The sequence below is a fragment of the Phaeobacter sp. S60 genome (assembly GCF_000826845.1).
GTDB classification, from domain to species: Bacteria; Pseudomonadota; Alphaproteobacteria; order Rhodobacterales; family Rhodobacteraceae; genus Phaeobacter; species Phaeobacter piscinae.
This window is the reverse complement of sequence record NZ_JSWJ01000004.1, coordinates 252281-268123: the sequence shown is the minus strand read 5'-3', so window position 1 is coordinate 268123 and position 15843 is coordinate 252281. Positions and strand designations below refer to the sequence as shown.

16 protein-coding genes are annotated in these 15843 nt (G+C 58.0%); 10 read left to right on the top strand and 6 right to left on the bottom strand.

Features of this window, described 5'->3' with window-relative positions; translation table 11 throughout:
* Positions 1-12: 12 nt before the first annotated feature.
* A complete protein-coding gene (msrA, locus tag OO25_RS06195; protein WP_082035291.1) occupies positions 13-678 on the bottom strand; it encodes a peptide-methionine (S)-S-oxide reductase MsrA in 666 nt (221 codons plus the stop codon).
* Between the two features lie 144 nt (positions 679-822).
* Between msrA and OO25_RS06190 the strand changes: the two genes are divergently transcribed.
* Both OO25_RS06190 and OO25_RS06185 read left to right on the top strand, forming a co-directional pair.
* Positions 823-1731 carry a D-amino acid aminotransferase gene (locus OO25_RS06190; protein ID WP_040178975.1) on the top strand — a complete coding sequence of 303 codons (909 nt, stop codon included), beginning with the start codon at positions 823-825 and terminating at the stop codon, positions 1729-1731.
* The gene (locus tag OO25_RS06185) at positions 1731-2444 is read left to right on the top strand and encodes a hypothetical protein (RefSeq protein WP_040178974.1); all 714 of its coding nucleotides are present in this window, start codon (positions 1731-1733) and stop codon (positions 2442-2444) included. The genes OO25_RS06190 and OO25_RS06185 overlap by 1 nt, the downstream gene beginning before the upstream one ends.
* Before the next feature lie 89 nt (positions 2445-2533).
* Here OO25_RS06185 and OO25_RS06180 read toward each other — a convergent pair whose 3' ends face one another.
* From OO25_RS06180 to OO25_RS06170, 3 genes are all read right to left on the bottom strand, one after another.
* The gene (locus OO25_RS06180) at positions 2534-2818 is read right to left on the bottom strand and encodes an SCP2 sterol-binding domain-containing protein (RefSeq protein ID WP_040175136.1); all 285 of its coding nucleotides are present in this window, start codon (positions 2816-2818) and stop codon (positions 2534-2536) included.
* 91 nt (positions 2819-2909) lie between these two features.
* The gene (locus OO25_RS06175) at positions 2910-3368 is read right to left on the bottom strand and encodes a DUF1810 domain-containing protein (RefSeq protein WP_040178973.1); all 459 of its coding nucleotides are present in this window, start codon (positions 3366-3368) and stop codon (positions 2910-2912) included.
* Complete coding sequence (locus tag OO25_RS06170) at positions 3365-4591, bottom strand: argininosuccinate synthase (protein ID WP_014876377.1); 1227 nt, start codon at positions 4589-4591, stop codon at positions 3365-3367. The genes OO25_RS06175 and OO25_RS06170 overlap by 4 nt, the downstream gene beginning before the upstream one ends.
* A gap of 134 nt (positions 4592-4725) precedes the next feature.
* Here OO25_RS06170 and OO25_RS06165 point away from each other — a divergent pair, with 134 nt between their 5' ends.
* Both OO25_RS06165 and ilvA read left to right on the top strand, forming a co-directional pair.
* Complete coding sequence (locus OO25_RS06165) at positions 4726-5475, top strand: hypothetical protein (RefSeq protein ID WP_040175143.1); 750 nt, start codon at positions 4726-4728, stop codon at positions 5473-5475.
* Positions 5476-5546: 71 nt separating this feature from the next.
* Positions 5547-6773, top strand: a complete 1227-nt coding sequence (gene ilvA, locus OO25_RS06160; protein ID WP_040178972.1) for a threonine ammonia-lyase IlvA — start codon at positions 5547-5549, stop codon at positions 6771-6773.
* Between the two features lie 12 nt (positions 6774-6785).
* Here the strand turns inward: ilvA and OO25_RS06155 are convergent, their stop codons facing one another.
* Positions 6786-7109 (bottom strand): Hpt domain-containing protein, encoded by a 324-nt coding sequence (locus OO25_RS06155; RefSeq protein WP_040175147.1) that lies wholly within the window; start codon positions 7107-7109, stop codon positions 6786-6788.
* Between the two features lie 177 nt (positions 7110-7286).
* On the opposite strand from OO25_RS06155, the gene OO25_RS06150 reads away from it, so the two are divergent.
* Complete coding sequence (locus tag OO25_RS06150) at positions 7287-8558, top strand: PP2C family protein-serine/threonine phosphatase (protein WP_040175149.1); 1272 nt, start codon at positions 7287-7289, stop codon at positions 8556-8558.
* A gap of 51 nt (positions 8559-8609) precedes the next feature.
* On the opposite strand, the gene OO25_RS06145 is transcribed toward OO25_RS06150, so the two are convergent.
* Entirely contained in the window at positions 8610-9062 is a 453-nt protein-coding gene (locus OO25_RS06145) for an NUDIX hydrolase (RefSeq protein ID WP_040178971.1), read from the bottom strand.
* A gap of 78 nt (positions 9063-9140) precedes the next feature.
* Here OO25_RS06145 and OO25_RS06140 point away from each other — a divergent pair, with 78 nt between their 5' ends.
* The 5 genes from OO25_RS06140 (at position 9141) to OO25_RS06120 (ending at position 15796) form a co-directional block, all read left to right on the top strand.
* The gene (locus OO25_RS06140) at positions 9141-10142 is read left to right on the top strand and encodes an Hsp33 family molecular chaperone HslO (RefSeq protein WP_040178970.1); all 1002 of its coding nucleotides are present in this window, start codon (positions 9141-9143) and stop codon (positions 10140-10142) included.
* Complete coding sequence (locus tag OO25_RS06135) at positions 10135-10731, top strand: CoA pyrophosphatase (RefSeq protein ID WP_040178969.1); 597 nt, start codon at positions 10135-10137, stop codon at positions 10729-10731. Before OO25_RS06140 ends, OO25_RS06135 begins: the two co-directional genes overlap by 8 nt.
* Complete coding sequence (locus tag OO25_RS06130) at positions 10728-11882, top strand: CCA tRNA nucleotidyltransferase (protein ID WP_040178968.1); 1155 nt, start codon at positions 10728-10730, stop codon at positions 11880-11882. Before OO25_RS06135 ends, OO25_RS06130 begins: the two co-directional genes overlap by 4 nt.
* Positions 11883-12092: 210 nt before the next feature.
* Positions 12093-13931 (top strand): ABC transporter ATP-binding protein, encoded by a 1839-nt coding sequence (locus OO25_RS06125; protein WP_040178964.1) that lies wholly within the window; start codon positions 12093-12095, stop codon positions 13929-13931.
* Positions 13928-15796: an ABC transporter ATP-binding protein gene (locus OO25_RS06120; RefSeq protein ID WP_040175160.1), complete on the top strand. Its 1869-nt coding sequence runs from the start codon at positions 13928-13930 to the stop codon at positions 15794-15796. The genes OO25_RS06125 and OO25_RS06120 overlap by 4 nt, the downstream gene beginning before the upstream one ends.
* Positions 15797-15843 lie beyond the last annotated feature (47 nt).

Sequence of the window (15843 nt, the reverse complement as noted above, 5' to 3'; positions counted from 1 at the left end):
TTAGGTCCGTTGTTAGTGCCCTTTCGCAAAAGGCGCTGCATCCCCCCAAAGCTGCAACACACGAGCGTCCCGCCCACAGGCCTTTCGATAGCGCTTATAGGCCTCTGACTGACGTTTGGGGCCAAAGCGCGTGAGAACCAGTTTGCGACCCTTGTAGTAGTCCTGATGGTAGGCTTCGGCCGGGTAGAAGGCCGTTGCTGGAAGGATTGGCGTGACGATAGTCTGACCAAGTGCCGACTGCGCCTCGGTCTTTGCGGTCTTGGCAATGGATGTCTGATCTGCGCCAGAGACAAATATCGCTGTCCTGTAGCTGTCTCCGCGATCACAGAACTGGCCACCCGCATCCGTTGGATCAACGGAGCGCAGGAACATCGACAGCAGTTGCTTGCGCGTCACCTTGGTAGGGTCAAACCGGATCTGGACCGCCTCATAATGACCGGTGCCACCGGCGGTGACCTGTTTGTAGGTGGGTGATTTGGTGCTGCCGCCGGTATAGCCGGATACTGCCGAGAGCACGCCAGGGACGCTTTCGAAATCACTCTCAACACACCAGAAGCAGCCGCCGGCGACGGTGAGTGTTTCGATATTCTGGGCATGGGCCTGATGTCCCTTCAGCGCTACGGCAAGCAGCATGAACAGGGTCAGGACAATTGGTCTTGCGGTGTTTGTCGAACGCATCATCGCCTCCATCGTTGCGCTACATTGGCCCGGGCGCCGATTGGGCTCAATCACATGACATGGTTTGTCACGGCTTGGTGACGGGAAGTTACCGCTTGGAAATAGGATCCAATCCTTCTAGCGTGCGCCTCGCAGGAGGAGCAGATGACCGAAAAAATGAGCACGCATCAAGCGCAGGAAGATCAGCGCAACGAAGAGATCCTGATCTATCTGAATGGTGAGATTGTTCCCAAAGCCGAGGCCAAGGTCAGCGTCTATGACAGTGGTTTCATGCTGGGGGATGGTGTCTGGGAGGGGCTGCGGCTCTATAACGGGACCTGGGCGTTTATTGACGAACATCTCGACCGCCTGTTCGAGGCTGCGAAGACTATCGATCTGGACATCGGGATGGACCGGAATCAGGTCAAACAAGCCGTATTAGACACACAAAATGCTAATGACATGACCAGCGATGCCCATGCGCGCCTGATGGTGACGCGGGGGGTGAAGTCCCGCCCGTTCCAGCACCCATCGCTGTCGCAGCAGGGGCCAACCTTCACCATTATCATGGAGCATTCGCGCCCGAACCTGCCGCGCCCGATCCGGCTGGCGACAGTGCCGCATCTGCGTGGGTTGCCGATGACACAGGATCCGAAGCTGAATTCGCATTCCAAACTGAACTGCATTCTGGCCTGTATCGCGGCAGAGAAAGCGGGCGCCGATGAGGGGCTGATGCTGGACGTGAACGGGTTTGTGAATACGACCAATGCCTGCAATTTCTTTATCGTGCGCAAGGGGGCGGTTTGGACCTCGACCGGCGACTATTGTATGAACGGGATCACCCGGCAGAAGGTCATCGATCTGTGCCGTGCCAATGACATTCCGGTGTTTGAGCGCAACTATTCCCTGGTGGATACCTACGGCGCTGATGAGGCGTTTCTGACCGGCACATTTGGGGCGCAGACACCGGTGGGTGACATTGACGGGCGGCAGATTGGCGACGGCGAGATGGGGCCGGTGACCAAGCGTCTGCGCGCGCTCTACAAGGATCTGATCGCGCAGGAGTGTGCCTGATGCGGATTGCCATGTGGTCTGGGCCACGCAACCTGTCGACCGCTATGATGTATGCCTTTGGCAACCGCGGCGATTGCGCTGTGGTGGATGAGCCGTTCTATGCCGCCTATCTGGCAAAGACCGGGCTGGAACATCCCATGCGGGCTGAAATCCTGGACAGCCAGCCAAGGGATGCTGACGTTGTTGCCGCATCTCTGCTGGGGCCAGTGCCCGCTGCAAAACCGTTTTTCTATCAAAAACATATGACCCAGCATATGATAGACGGGGTGCCGCGCGCCTGGATGCGGGAGGTCACAAATGTGTTTCTGATCCGTCATCCGGCACGGGTCATCGCCTCATACGCCGAGAAACGGGAGAATCCCACGTTGGATGATATCGGGTTTCGTCAGCAGGCGGAGTTGTTTGATCTGGTGACACGCTGGGGTCAGTCGCCCGTGGTGGTAGACAGCGATGATATCCGCAGCGATCCCGCAGCGGTATTGGAGCGGCTCTGTGAGAGCCTGGGTGTCCCGTTTTCCCCGAAGATGCTGTCATGGCCGATGGGCGGACATAAGGACGATGGAATCTGGGCCGCGCATTGGTACGGGTCCGTCTGGCAGTCGACCAAATTTGCAGGACCCGAGGGGCCGTTGCCTGAGGTTCCTGCAACTTTGCAGCCGGTTTTGGACGCCGCTATGCCCTATTATGATCGGTTGAAAGCGCAGAAAATCTGATCGTGTAGGGGGCGCTGCCCCCTTCGCGCCTCTGGCGCTTCACCCCCGGAGTATTTTCGGAAAAGTGACACACGTAGAGTGCGTTTCGCCTAGCTGATCAGTTTGCCCAGCTTCATCGCCACGCCCATATCACCTGAAATTTTCAGCTTACCCATCATCACGCCGGTCATCGGGTTCAATTTCCCGGTCAGCAGCTTTTTCAGATTTTCGGTGCTGATGCGGATGGTGCAGTCAGTATCGCGATTTTCCATTGAAGCATCGCCATCCGCAAGGACGATGACACCATCATCACCGCAGTCGAATTTCAGCGATCCGTCAAAGGTTTTCCCGGTCAGACCAGCGCGGATGCCTTCTGCCAGCGGTTGTAATGCCATGATGTCCCCCTCGGTGTCTCTCGTTGTGCCAAGGGTTAGGCACCGGGGTGTCGGCGGGCAAGGGTGACCAAAGGGGAGGTCGCGTCAACTGTCAGCCAAGCGCATCACGGGTGAGGGGGCAGGGGGCGCCATCGAAAAACGTCTTCAACACCGCGTCGAACACCTGTGGGGCGTCGGGCACAGCAGTGAAAAGCGTCATGGAGGAGCGCAGTTTCTTGGCATCGGTTTCGCCCAAGATATCCTCAGCGCTGCGGTCGGTGTGGCTTAGCAGCAGTTCGCTGGCTTCGATCAACCGTGTGCGCAGTACGGGATGGGCAAGGTAGGCGGTGGCCTCTGTCAGGTCCTCGATCCCGTAAAGCTGGGCCATATGGGACTGACCAAGGTCGGCCAGTTGCGGAAAGACGAACCACATCCAGTGGCTCGTCTTTTTTCCGGCAGAGAGTTCGGCACGGACATCGTTCCAGACGGTGTCCTGCGCTTCGACGAACATCTCCATCTCTTCGGTCAGATCGTCGTCTATATCGTCTGTGATATCGACGTGGTCGCTCATTTTTTCAACCGACGCTCGCGGGCGGCGAGCAGCTTCAGTCGCAGCGCGTTCAGCTGGATAAAGCCGGCAGCGTCTTTCTGATCGTAGGCGCCCGCGTCATCTTCAAAGGTCACATGGGCCTCTGAATAGAGTGAGTGATCAGACCAGCGACCCACGGTGGTTGCGGAGCCTTTATAGAGTTTCACGCGGACGGTGCCGGTCACATGCTCTTGGCTGCGATCAATGGCGGCCTGCAGCATTTCACGCTCAGGCGAGTACCAGAAACCGTTGTAGATCAGCTCAGCATATTGCGGCATCAGCTGGTCTTTGAGGTGCATCGCGCCGCGGTCCATGGTGATGGATTCAATGCCGCGATGGGCCTCAAGCAGGATGGTGCCGCCGGGCGTTTCGTAGATGCCGCGGGATTTCATGCCGACAAAACGCCCCTCGACAAGGTCGAGACGGCCGATGCCGTGTTTGCCACCGTATTCATTGAGCTGGGTCAGGATGGTTGCCGGCGACATTGCTTCGCCGTTGATGCTGACCGCGTCGCCTTTTTCAAAACCGATCTCGATGAATTCGGCCTCATTCGGGGCGTCCTCCGGGTGGACGGTGCGCTGGTAGACGTAGTCAGGTGCGGCCACGGCGGGATCTTCCAGTACTTTGCCCTCAGAAGAGGTGTGCAGAAGATTGGCATCGACAGAGAAGGGGGCTTCCCCACGCTTGTCCTTGGCCACCGGGATCTGATGAGCCTCTGCGAATTCCAGCAAGCGGGTCCGCGACGTCAGATCCCACTCACGCCAGGGGGCAATCACCTTGATGTCGGGGTTCAGCGCATAGGCCGCCAGTTCAAAACGGACCTGGTCGTTGCCCTTGCCGGTGGCGCCATGGGCGACCGCATCAGCACCGGTGGCTTCGGCGATCTCAACAAGGCGTTTGGAGATCAGCGGCCGGGCGATGGAGGTGCCCAGAAGATAGAGGCCCTCGTAGACGGCGTTGGCGCGGAACATCGGGAACACGAAATCCCGCACGAATTCCTCCCGCACATCTTCGATGAAGATGTTTTCCGGCTTGATACCCAGAAGCTCGGCTTTCTGGCGTGCGGGCTCCAGTTCCTCACCCTGACCGAGATCGGCGGTGAAAGTCACAACTTCGCAACCGTATTCGGTCTGCAGCCATTTCAGAATGATTGACGTATCAAGACCGCCGGAGTAGGCGAGGACAACTTTCTTGGGCGCGGACATTGGATTTCCTCTTGATCAGAACGCCTGCGGCCTACCCGGTTTTTGTCAGAAGAGCAAGGTTTTCCCCGGATCGGAACCTGAGTACGCACATTGTGGTCGCGCGCGACGATCGAGCAGTTTTGGAGCATGAATAAATGACTGGCTGGAAGCTATTTCTACACTCGGTAAGTATGGTGCAGCGGAACGCCCCACAGTTGTTGCAAATCTTTCTCGTGCCGGGGTTGATTGTAGTGGCGATTGCCTATGCCATGCTGGCAGGTGTGCCCAACGATGCCGAACTGGAAGGGCTTGGGCCAGACCCTGCAACGGTCGTTGAAATCATCTTGCGGATAGTCGGGATTTGGCTGGCCATTGGCGTGATCTGTGCTTGGACTGCTGTCTCCTGGCATCGCTACGTCCTACTGGAAGAACATCCGCAGGGGTGGATTCCGGCATTTCGCGCGAAGGAGGCTCTCTGGTATTTTCTGCGTCTGCTTCAGCTGGTCGTAATCGGTAGCGTTGTTTACGGCGTGGCGATGTTTGTTGGTATCGCCCTGATCAGCGGCATGGGGATGGTTGGCCTCGCTTTCTTGCTCGTGATCGCCACACTGATTGCTGTCTTTATGTATCGGCTTGTTCTGATCTTGCCGGCGGCGGCGCTGGGCAAACCCATTGGGGTCGGTGAGTCGCTGGAACTGACAACAGGAGCTTTTGGAACGCTGTTTGTCCTTGCGCTTTGCCTTTTTGGTCTGCAACTGCTGTCCGAACTGATCCTGTATCTGCTGATCGATGCCGTGCTGATTTCGACCGTCCTGCAACTGATATTCTCGGTTGGACTCGCAGTACTAAATATCAGCGCTCTCACCACTCTTTACGGCTACTACGTCGAGAAACGGCCGATCTGATTGGCGGTATTCTTCAGATGCTTTGACCTTGCCCCCTTGCCTTGGGGGCAGGGTTGGGCCACTCAAGTATTATGAGTGATTTCCAGACCCAGGCCCGGGCCGCCGAACAGGCCATGCGCGCGATTTTTCCTGCCACACCGCTGCAGCGTAGCGCGCTATTGTCAGAGCGGTTTGGCGCTGAAATATACCTCAAGCGCGAAGATCTGAGCCCGGTACGGTCCTACAAGATCCGTGGTGCGTTCAACGCCATGCGCAAGCAGATGGAGCAATCGCTGTTTGTCTGCGCGTCAGCAGGCAATCACGCGCAGGGCGTCGCCTATATGTGCCGCGAGTTGGGTAAGCGGGGCGTGATCTTCATGCCGGTGACCACACCGCAGCAGAAGATCCAGAAAACCCGGATGTTTGGCGGTGACAGTGTCGAGATCCATCTGATTGGCGATTATTTCGATGACACTTTGGCTGCGGCGCAGAAGTGGTGCGCGGATGAAGGTGGTCATTTCCTCTCGCCGTTTGACGATGACGATGTGATCGAGGGGCAAAGCTCTATCGCGGTCGAGATTGAGGCCCAGCTGGGTGCGGCCCCGGACCATGTGATCCTGCCAGTTGGTGGCGGGGGTATGTCGTCAGGTGTGGCCCGTTGGTTCGGGGATCGGGTGCATTGCCTTTTTGCGGAACCTGCTGGCGGGGCATGTCTGCGGGCGGCGCTGGCGGCAGGGCATCCCGTTGCATTGGATCATGTCGATACATTTGTTGACGGCGCGGCCGTTGGGCGTGTTGGCGCACGGCCGTTTGAGGTCCTGAAACAGGTCCCCTTGCCTGATGTACTGTCGATTGCCGAAGATCGCATCTGCACAACAATCCTTGAGATGCTGAACGTCGAAGGTGTGGTGTTGGAACCTGCCGGGGCGCTGGCGATCGAAGCCCTGCGCGATGTGCGCTCCTGGATCCGCGGCAAAACCGTGGTCTGCCTGACGTCTGGCGGCAACTTTGATTTCGAACGCTTGCCAGAAGTGAAAGAGCGCGCGCAGCGCTACATGGGACTGAAGAAGTACTTTCTACTACGCCTACCGCAGCGGCCCGGCGCGCTGAAGGAATTCCTGGGCATACTGGGGCCTGAGGATGATATCGCCCGTTTCGAATATATGAAGAAATCGGCGCGCAACTTTGGCTCGGTGCTGATTGGTATTGAAACCAAGCAGCCTGAGAACTTTGCAGATCTCTATGCCCGGCTCGATGCTGCCGGCTTCGCCTATACTGATATCACCAGCGACGAAACCCTGGCACAGTTTGTGATCTGAGCCGGTGTCGGCTCAGAGTTGGCGGCTCATATCGCGCAGAAACTCTTCCTTGGAGTTTTCATAGCTGGCAATGATGGCGGCGGTGTCTACCTCTTTGGACTCCCCCTGGGCGGAACGGCGTTCGCCCTCTTGGCAGAGACGGGAAAACTGGCGAAACCCCAAATTCAACGCGCTGCCTTTCAGGAAGTGTAGGTCCTGTTCCAACGTTGCCAGATCCGGTGATCGCAGCTTTTCGATGACGCCTTCGACCTCTTCCAAGAAAATTTCGACAACTTCGGAGAAGTCCTCGGGGCCAACTTCCTCGTGCAGCTCTTTCGCGCGTGACCAATCAATCATCTTAGCAAACCTTGTTTTGATATCGCATTTTACGATTGCTTTACTTATAAACTCGTAAATCACCGATTAACGTGAGGCTAGGCCGATTATTTGCAAACTTCACCTCCTGTTAAGCGAAGAGCGCGATAGTGACTTGCGTTTAAGGTATCTTGCGCTGTTTTTTGTGGGGTTCACTCGGTGTTGCCAGACAGTTCGATCGAAATAAACCAAGAGGTTACGACCAATTCGATCCGCCGTGTTCTGGTGGTTGATGATAGCCGTCTGCAGCGGCGAATCTTGGTCGCATCGCTGAAGAAATGGGGATTTGATGTTGTCGAAGCCGAGAGCGGCGAGGCGGCAATGGAGATCTGTGAGAGTGATCCGCCGGATTTGATCCTCAGCGACTGGATGATGCCGGGGATGAACGGTCTTGAGTTCTGCCGCGCGTTTCGCAATCAGTCTCAGGACAACTACAGCTATTTTATTCTGCTCACCTCCAAGAGTGAAAAAAACGAGGTGGCACAAGGGCTTGATGCTGGTGCTGATGATTTTCTCACCAAGCCAGTGAGTTCAGACGAGTTGCGCGCCCGGATATCTGCGGGGGAGCGCATTCTACGCATGCAGCGCGAGCTTTCCGAGAAAAATCGAATCGTATCGGACACGCTGGATGAACTGCAGCGGGTCTATGATGCGATCGACAAGGATTTGATCCAGGCTCGAAAAATTCAGGAGTCTCTGGTCCCCGAGCTTTCGCGCGATTTCGGAGCCTCGACCGTGAGCCTGCTGCTGAAACCCTGTGGCCACATCGGCGGCGATCTTGTCGGCATGTTCTCACCTGGTGTGAACAGGATCGGATTCTACTCCATCGATGTTTCTGGGCACGGCATCACCTCTGCGATGATGACAGCGCGGCTCGGTGGGTATCTGTCGTCGACCTATTTTGATCAGAATGTCGGGATGGAAAAGCGGTTCAACCGCTTTTATGCGCTGCGCCAGCCGGAAGAGGTCGCCAGCCTGTTGAATGCGCGACTGATCGCGGACACCGGGATCGAAGAATATTTTACCATGGCCTATTGCATCGTTGATCTGCGCAGCGGCGTGCTGAAGATGGTGCAGGCAGGTCATCCGCATCCGCTGTTGATCCGCAAAGATGGCAGCACGGAGTTTATCGGCAAGGGTGGCGTTCCGGTTGGTCTGGTCCCGGACATCACCTATTCGCAGGAAGATGTGGTGATGGAGAAGGGCGACCGCCTGCTGCTGTATTCCGATGGCTTTACCGAGGCCCGTCTGGAAAATGGCGAGATGCTTGAGGCGGAAGGTCTGGTTGAGCTTATTGGAAAGTGCAACGCGGAGCAGACCGGTCAGGAGTTTTTGGATGACCTTTATTGGAATCTGACACAGGTGATGTCATCGCAATACGGTCTGGAGGATGATGTCTCCGCGACCTTGTTTGAGTATGAAGGCCCTTAAAACGTCAAGCGGCGCGCCACAGGCGCCCGCTTTTGCACGTTGCCTGACAGGTTAGGTCTGCGCCATCCATCGCGCTATGATGCTGGCGAAATGCCGATCACCAGCATTCCCGAGGATTTCGCATGCGGCGTCCGCGCGCATCCAAATCGCGTCATGCAACGGCTCGGTAGGTGCGCAGATCCGACGTGCCGGACGCGCGATATAGATGTGGCAGAGTTTCTCTGCCCAGAGATCATACTCTGGCATATAGGCATATCGGCGAAACGCGCCCAGCTTGCGTGGCTGAGAGATGGTCCAGCCGGTTTCTTCCATCACCTCACGGTGTAACGCCGGAATGGGCGACTCTCCCGGGTCAATACCCCCTCCGGGAAGCTGAATATCAGGACCGGGCTCACGTTGACAGGTCAGCAGCAGTTCACCATCGCGCGGCAACAGCGCATAGACTCCTGGCCGTCGCCGATAGCTTTGCGATTTTTCCGGTGTATCGCCAAAACGTCTGATCACGGCGCTGACCTCTTCACTCTGATGATGTAAACCCTATATAGGCCCGATATGCCAATCCACGGCGCGTAAGGAAACCCCATGACACTTGTATCGAAAATCGCGTGGGACGATACCGTCCTGCCCTTCCAGCTTGATGTATCGGACATGCGCGGCCGCGTCGCGCGGTTGGATGGTGTGCTGGATGGCATTCTGAAGCAGCATAACTATCCGCCCGTTGTCGAAGCTCTGGTAGCTGAAATGGCGTTGCTGACGGCATTGATTGGCCAAACCATGAAACTGCAGTGGAAACTGTCGTTGCAGGTCCAGTCCAAAGGGGCGGTGCGCATGATTGCCACCGATTATTACGCACCCGCAGCCGAGGGCGAGCCAGCGCGTATTCGTGCCTATGCAAGCTATGATGATGCGCGGCTGACCAATGGGGCGCCGTTTGATCAGGTGGGCGAGGGGTATTTTGCCATTCTCGTTGATCAGGGAGAGGGCATGAAGCCCTACCAAGGGATCACACCACTTGCTGGTGGGTCTTTGTCGGCCTGTGCCGAGGCGTATTTTGCGCAGTCCGAGCAGCTGCCGACACGTTTCTCGCTCAGCTTTGGTCGCTCGGCTGAACCTGGGGTTCCGGAACACTGGCGCGCTGGCGGTATCATGCTGCAGCAGATGCCAAAAGCCTCTCCATTCGTTGCGGATGGTGAAGGCAATGGTGCGACGCTTGCCGCAGAGGATCTGGTCAGCGGCGAAGAGGGCGAGAACTGGAACCGTGTGATGCACCTTGTGGCAACCGTAGAAGACATGGAGTTGATCGGCCCGTCCGTAACACCAACAGATCTGCTATTGCGATTGTTTCACGAGGAACAACCGCGGGTCTTTGATGCGCAGGCAGTCAAGTTCGGCTGCACATGTTCCACCGATCGCGTGCGCGAAAGCCTGTCGATCTATTCGGCCAAGGACATTGCGACCATGACGACTGACGAGGGGCGCGTGACAGCCGATTGCCAGTTCTGTGGTGCACATTACGACCTCGATCCGGCAACGCTGGGTTTTGAGGCAGATGCAGGCGACAGCGAACAGGGTGAGAGTGCCTGATCTTCGGGCACAGCTGACCGCCGCGCTGGGCACGAAGGGGGGAGGGTCCTCGGATTTCGACCTGAACCCCGACGTGGTCCTGCCCGCTGACCGCAAACTGCGGCCAGCAGGTGTCCTCGTGGCGATCAGCACCGCGGCGGGCGCACCGCGTGTTATTCTGACCAAACGCTCGTCTGCCTTGAAGCACCATCCGGGTCAGATCGCCTTCGCCGGCGGAAAGCAGGAGGCTGCAGACACGAGCGTGACCGATGCCGCCCTCAGGGAAGCCTGGGAGGAAATCGGCCTGCCGCGCCACCTGCCGCAGATTGTCGGGGCACTGCCGATACATGAAACTGTCACCGGGTTTACGGTGACACCGGTTGTAGCGCTGATTGACCAACCGTTTGATATCGTGGCCGAAGCGGGCGAGGTGGCCGAAGTCTTCAGCGTGCCGCTCTCGCATCTTTGCGATCCGTCGAACTATCAGATTCAATCCCGGCGTTGGCGTGGGATACGGCGGCATTACTTTGCGGTGCCCTACGGTCCCTATTACATTTGGGGTGCCACCGCGCGCATGTTGCATGGCCTTGCCGAACGGATGCAGGGATGACCCATATACAGGCCAAATGGCTGGAGGATCCAGCTGTGCAGCACGTCTGCGACGTCCTGACAAAGGGCGGGGCAGAGGTGTATTTTGTCGGCGGCTGTGTGCGCAACGCGCTATTGGGAGCACCGGTTTCGGATCTTGATCTGTCAACCAATGTGCCACCACAGCGTGTCATGGCCCTTGCCGAAGGGGCCGGGATCAAGGCCATACCAACAGGCATTGACCACGGCACCGTGACATTGGTCCATCGCGGGACCCCTTACGAGATCACCACGTTTCGCCGTGATGTCGCCACTGATGGCCGACGCGCTGTTGTGGCATTTGCCGACCGGATCGAGGAGGACGCTGCGCGGCGCGATTTCACCATGAATGCGCTTTATGCCCGCCCCGACGGGGGGCTGGTTGACCCGCTGAATGGCCTACCGGATCTGCGCGCAAGACTCGTCCGGTTCATTGGCAGTGCGGCGCAGCGCATTCGTGAGGATTACCTACGCTCGCTGCGCTATTTCAGGTTTCATGCCTGGTATGGCAACCCAGATGCCGGATTTGACCCGGACGCCCTGTCGGCCATCGCAGAAAACCTGGATGGGATTGGCAGCCTCTCGCGTGAACGGGTTGGCAGTGAAGTGCTGAAGCTGCTTGCGGCGCCGAATCCGGCGCCGGCAATTGCGGTGATGCGGCAGATTGGGCTGCTACCTCTGATTCTTCCAGGAAGCGATGATCGCGCCCTGGGGCCGCTCGTCCATCTGGAATCGGGGAGGTCTGCCAACCCGCTTTGCCGCCTGGCCGCGCTGGGCGGAGATGCGCCATGGGAGGCCTTGCGCCTGAGTAAAGCCCAAGCTGCGGATGTGCGTCTGCTGCGTGCAGCTGCGGAGGGTACGGATGGACCGGCGGCACTGGCTTATCATCACGGCGCGACCACCGCGCGCAACGTGACGATGTTGCGATCTGCTTTGTTCGAGGTACCGGTTGCCCCTGATTTAGAGGCTGAAATTACCAAAGGAGCCGCAGCCGTATTCCCGCTTTCTGCCAAAGATTTGATGCCCAACCTGCAAGGCCCGGCGCTGGGTGCAGCACTCAAATCCTTGCAGAAGGACTGGATTAAATCTGGGTTTGTGCTTGACCGCGATGCGTTGCTGAAACGGCTGCTCTAACCTGCCCTATTGGCCGCGCCCCATCAAAAGGGGTGACAGAGCGGATTTTTTTTCCTACCCATAGGGGACCATCTTATGACGGGAGGAATACGCATGTACTACGGGATCTGGCACGACTGACGCCTGACCTGTCCGACGCATGTCGGGGGGCCACGGCGATGGCCTCTATTCGCATGACTATTCCCTACGCTCAATTATTGGAGCACCCGTATGTTTCGTTTTTTCGAAAACCTCATCGACCCTTATTGTGACTATCCGGAAACAGATACACCGCCGCGGCAGCTGTGGCCGTTCCTAAAGGATTACTCGCAGCCTTTCAAAAAAGTGTTCGCAGTCACCGCGCTGATGTCGGTGATTGTCGCTGGCGTGGAAATTGGTCTGATCCATTACATGGGGCGGGTGGTTGACCTCTTGTCTGGTGAACCGGCCAGGGTGTGGCAGGACCATGGCACGGAATTCATCCTGCTGGCGGTTTTCATTCTGACCGTGCGCCCGATGTTGCAGCTGTTCGATGTGCTGTTGCTGAACAATGCGATCCTGCCAAATTTCGGCACTCTGATCCGTTGGCGGTCGCATAAACATGTTCTGCGTCAATCCGTTGGCTGGTTCGAAAATGATTTTGCCGGACGGATCGCCAACCGGATTATGCAAACCCCGCCCGCCGCAGGGGAGGTGGTGTTTCAGGTTTTCGACGCGATCACCTTTGCGCTTGCCTATTTGGTGGGGGCCGCGCTGTTGCTGTGGCTGGCGGACGTCCGGCTGTTGCTGCCGCTCTTGGTTTGGTTTGCGCTCTATGCGGTGTTGATCCGCTGGACCGTGCGCCGGGTTGGGCCGGCCAGCCAGGCGGCATCTGATGCGCGCTCCACCGTGACGGGCCGGGTTGTGGACAGCTATTCCAATATTCATTCGGTGAAGATGTTCGCCCATCACAACACCGAACTGACCTATGCCAAAGAAGCCATCGAAGGCACACGCAAGACGTTCCAGGCTGAGATGCGGCTCTACACTATTATGGATGCGGCACTGGTGACGTTGAACGGATTGTTGATCGTCGGTGTTGTCGGTTGGGCAATTCTGCTGTGGATGCAGGGTTTGGCCTCGGTCGGGGTGGTTGCAGCTGCGACTGCGCTGACGCTGCGCCTTAATGCGATGACGGGTTGGATCATGTGGGCGCTGACCACCTTCTTCCGCCAGCTGGGTGTTGTAGCGGAGGGGATGGAAACCATCGCCCAGCCGATCGATCTGGTGGATGCGGCCAATGCAACACCGCTTGATCTGCGTGACGGCGCGGTGGAACTGCGTGAGCTTTCGCATCACTACGGGCGCGGCTCTGGTGGTCTGGATCGGATCAGCCTGAACATCCGCGCGGGCGAAAAGATCGGCCTGATCGGGCGCTCCGGTGCGGGGAAATCCACGCTGGTGAAGCTGTTGCTGCGGTTCTACGATCCTGAGGGCGGTGCGATCCTGATCGACGGTCAGGACATCCGCATGGCGACGCAGGATAGTCTGCGCAGCCAGATCGGCATGGTGCAGCAGGATAGCGCATTGCTGCACCGGTCAGTCCGGGACAATCTGCTTTACGGTCGGCCTGATGCCACCGAGGCGGAGATGATTGAGGCCGCCAAGCAAGCGCGGGCGCATGAGTTCATCCTTGATCTGGAAGACCCTGAAGGCCGTCGCGGCTACGACGCACATGTCGGGGAGCGTGGGGTGAAATTGTCGGGTGGCCAGCGGCAGCGGGTTACCTTGGCCCGAGTCATTCTGAAAGATGCGCCCATACTGATCCTGGATGAGGCCACATCTGCTCTGGATTCAGAGGTGGAGGCTGAAATTCAGCAAACGCTTTATGGGATGATGCAGGGCAAAACGGTGATCGCGATTGCGCATCGCCTGTCCACCATTGCTCAGATGGATCGCATCCTGGTGCTGGATGATGGGCGGATTGTTGAAGAGGGGACGCATGACGTGCTTTTGCGCTCAGAGGGCCTATATGCCCAGTTCTGGGCACGTCAATCCGGCGGGTTCCTGAATATCGAGGCAGCAGAATGAAACTCGGCAATCTGATCGACGCATTTCAACCCGCCAAGGGCCCGCCGCCCAATCGGCTGGGGGGCTTTCTGCGCTGGTGCCTTTCAGGTGCCTGGCCAATGCTTGCGCTTGCTGCGCTCTGCTCGGCGCTGGCTGGCGGGATGGAAGCAGGGACGGCCTATATTCTGGGTCTGGTGATTGATACCGCGATTTCCAGCGGGCCGGGGCAGTTTTTTTCTGCCGGTAATCTAGTGATCATTGCCGGGGCGCTGGGATTTTTCCTTCTGCTGCGGCCGATCCTGTTTGGCCTGTCTGCGGCATCCAATGCAATCATCGTCCAGCCAAACGTCAACCCGCTGGTGCTGTCGCGGCTCAACCGTTGGACCATGGGCCAATCGGTGCGCTTCTTCGACGATGATTTCGCGGGTCGTATCGCGCAGAAACAGATGCAGACAGCCAATGCCGTGACCTCGGTTGCGGTTGAGATGATCAACGTGGTTGCCTTTGCGCTGGCCTCGCTTCTGGGGGCGCTGGCGCTGTTGGGGGCGATTGACTGGCGGATTACCGGCCTGTTCGTGGTCTGGCTGGTCGGCTATTTCGCCACCATCCGCTGGTTTCTGCCCCGTATTCGCAAACGCTCCGCTGCGCGCGCTGGGGCGCGGGCAATGGTGTCGGGGCAGGTGGTTGATACGATCACCAACATCAAGACGGTGAAGCTGTTTGCGCATGCCGATTTTGAGGAGCGTACGGCGCAGGATTCCATGGCGGATTTCCGCACCAAGGCACTGCATTTCGGGTATCTGTCTGCGAGTTTCCGGTTTTGTCTGATGACGCTGGCGGGTGTGCTGCCGGTGTTGCTGATTGGTGCGACGCTGGTGCTGTGGCGCGATGGGCTGGCGAGCGAAGGCGATATCGTCGCGGCTGGTGCGGTGTCCGTGCGCATTGCCCAGATGACCGGGTGGGTCAGTTTCACCCTTATGGCGATCTATTCCAACATTGGTGAGATTGAAAATGGCATGACGACCCTGACCCGTCCCGACCGGGTTGAGGATCAAACCGCGGCTGAGGTGCTGACAGTCACTGAGGGGCAGATTGCGTTTCGCGAGGTCGGTTTTGCCTATGGGCGTGATATCGGCGGCATTCAGAATGTCTCGCTGACCATTGCGCCCGGGGAAAAACTTGGGATCGTTGGCGCCTCCGGGGCGGGGAAGTCGACACTCGTTTCGCTTTTGCTACGGCTCTATGATGGGGAATCTGGTCAGATCCTGATCGACGGAAAGGATATCGCAGAGGTCACCCAAAACTCGTTGCGCAGTCAGATTGGCATGGTCACGCAGGAAACTGCGATGTTCAATCGTTCGGCGCGGGACAACATCCTATATGGTCGACCTGACGCCAGTGAGTTGGAGCTGATCGCCGCCGCGCAAAAGGCCGAAGCGCATGAGTTTATCCTTGATCTGGAGGATGGTCAGGGCCGCACCGGCTATGATGCTCATCTCGGCGAACGCGGGGTGAAGCTGTCTGGTGGTCAGCGGCAGCGTATCGCCCTTGCGCGCGCGATTCTGAAAGATGCGCCTATTCTTGTGCTGGATGAGGCAACCTCGGCCCTGGATTCAGAGGTAGAAGCAGCCATTCAGTCCGCGCTTGAGCGCGTGATGCAGGGGAAAACCGTTCTGGCGATTGCGCACCGACTGTCCACGTTGAGTGAAATGGACCGGATCATCGTTATGGATCAGGGCCGCATCGCCGAGGCAGGCACGCATGACGCATTGCTGGAACAGGGCGGTTTGTATGCGCAGTTCTGGGCGCGGCAGTCTGGTGGTTTCATACGGACGGAAGCTGATGATCAGGCCGGGAGCTCACTGCCGCGGGATGCTGCGGAATAGGCGCCGTATGACCCACCGCATCCGTCGTTCCCGCGAGGGCTGCGCAT

Bases quoted from the DNA above. Each gene is read 5' to 3' on its own strand.
- msrA (WP_082035291.1), bottom strand. From the start codon at position 678: ATGCGTTCGACAAACACCGCAAGACCAATTGTCCTGACCCTGTTCATG.
- OO25_RS06190 (WP_040178975.1), top strand. From the start codon at position 823: ATGACCGAAAAAATGAGCACGCATCAAGCGCAGGAAGATCAGCGCAAC.
- OO25_RS06185 (WP_040178974.1), top strand. From the start codon at position 1,731: ATGCGGATTGCCATGTGGTCTGGGCCACGCAACCTGTCGACCGCTATG.
- OO25_RS06180 (WP_040175136.1), bottom strand. From the start codon at position 2,818: ATGGCATTACAACCGCTGGCAGAAGGCATCCGCGCTGGTCTGACCGGG.
- OO25_RS06175 (WP_040178973.1), bottom strand. From the start codon at position 3,368: ATGAGCGACCACGTCGATATCACAGACGATATAGACGACGATCTGACC.
- OO25_RS06170 (WP_014876377.1), bottom strand. From the start codon at position 4,591: ATGTCCGCGCCCAAGAAAGTTGTCCTCGCCTACTCCGGCGGTCTTGAT.
- OO25_RS06165 (WP_040175143.1), top strand. From the start codon at position 4,726: ATGACTGGCTGGAAGCTATTTCTACACTCGGTAAGTATGGTGCAGCGG.
- ilvA (WP_040178972.1), top strand. From the start codon at position 5,547: ATGAGTGATTTCCAGACCCAGGCCCGGGCCGCCGAACAGGCCATGCGC.
- OO25_RS06155 (WP_040175147.1), bottom strand. From the start codon at position 7,109: ATGATTGATTGGTCACGCGCGAAAGAGCTGCACGAGGAAGTTGGCCCC.
- OO25_RS06140 (WP_040178970.1), top strand. From the start codon at position 9,141: ATGACACTTGTATCGAAAATCGCGTGGGACGATACCGTCCTGCCCTTC.
- OO25_RS06130 (WP_040178968.1), top strand. From the start codon at position 10,728: ATGACCCATATACAGGCCAAATGGCTGGAGGATCCAGCTGTGCAGCAC.
- OO25_RS06125 (WP_040178964.1), top strand. From the start codon at position 12,093: ATGTTTCGTTTTTTCGAAAACCTCATCGACCCTTATTGTGACTATCCG.
- OO25_RS06120 (WP_040175160.1), top strand. From the start codon at position 13,928: ATGAAACTCGGCAATCTGATCGACGCATTTCAACCCGCCAAGGGCCCG.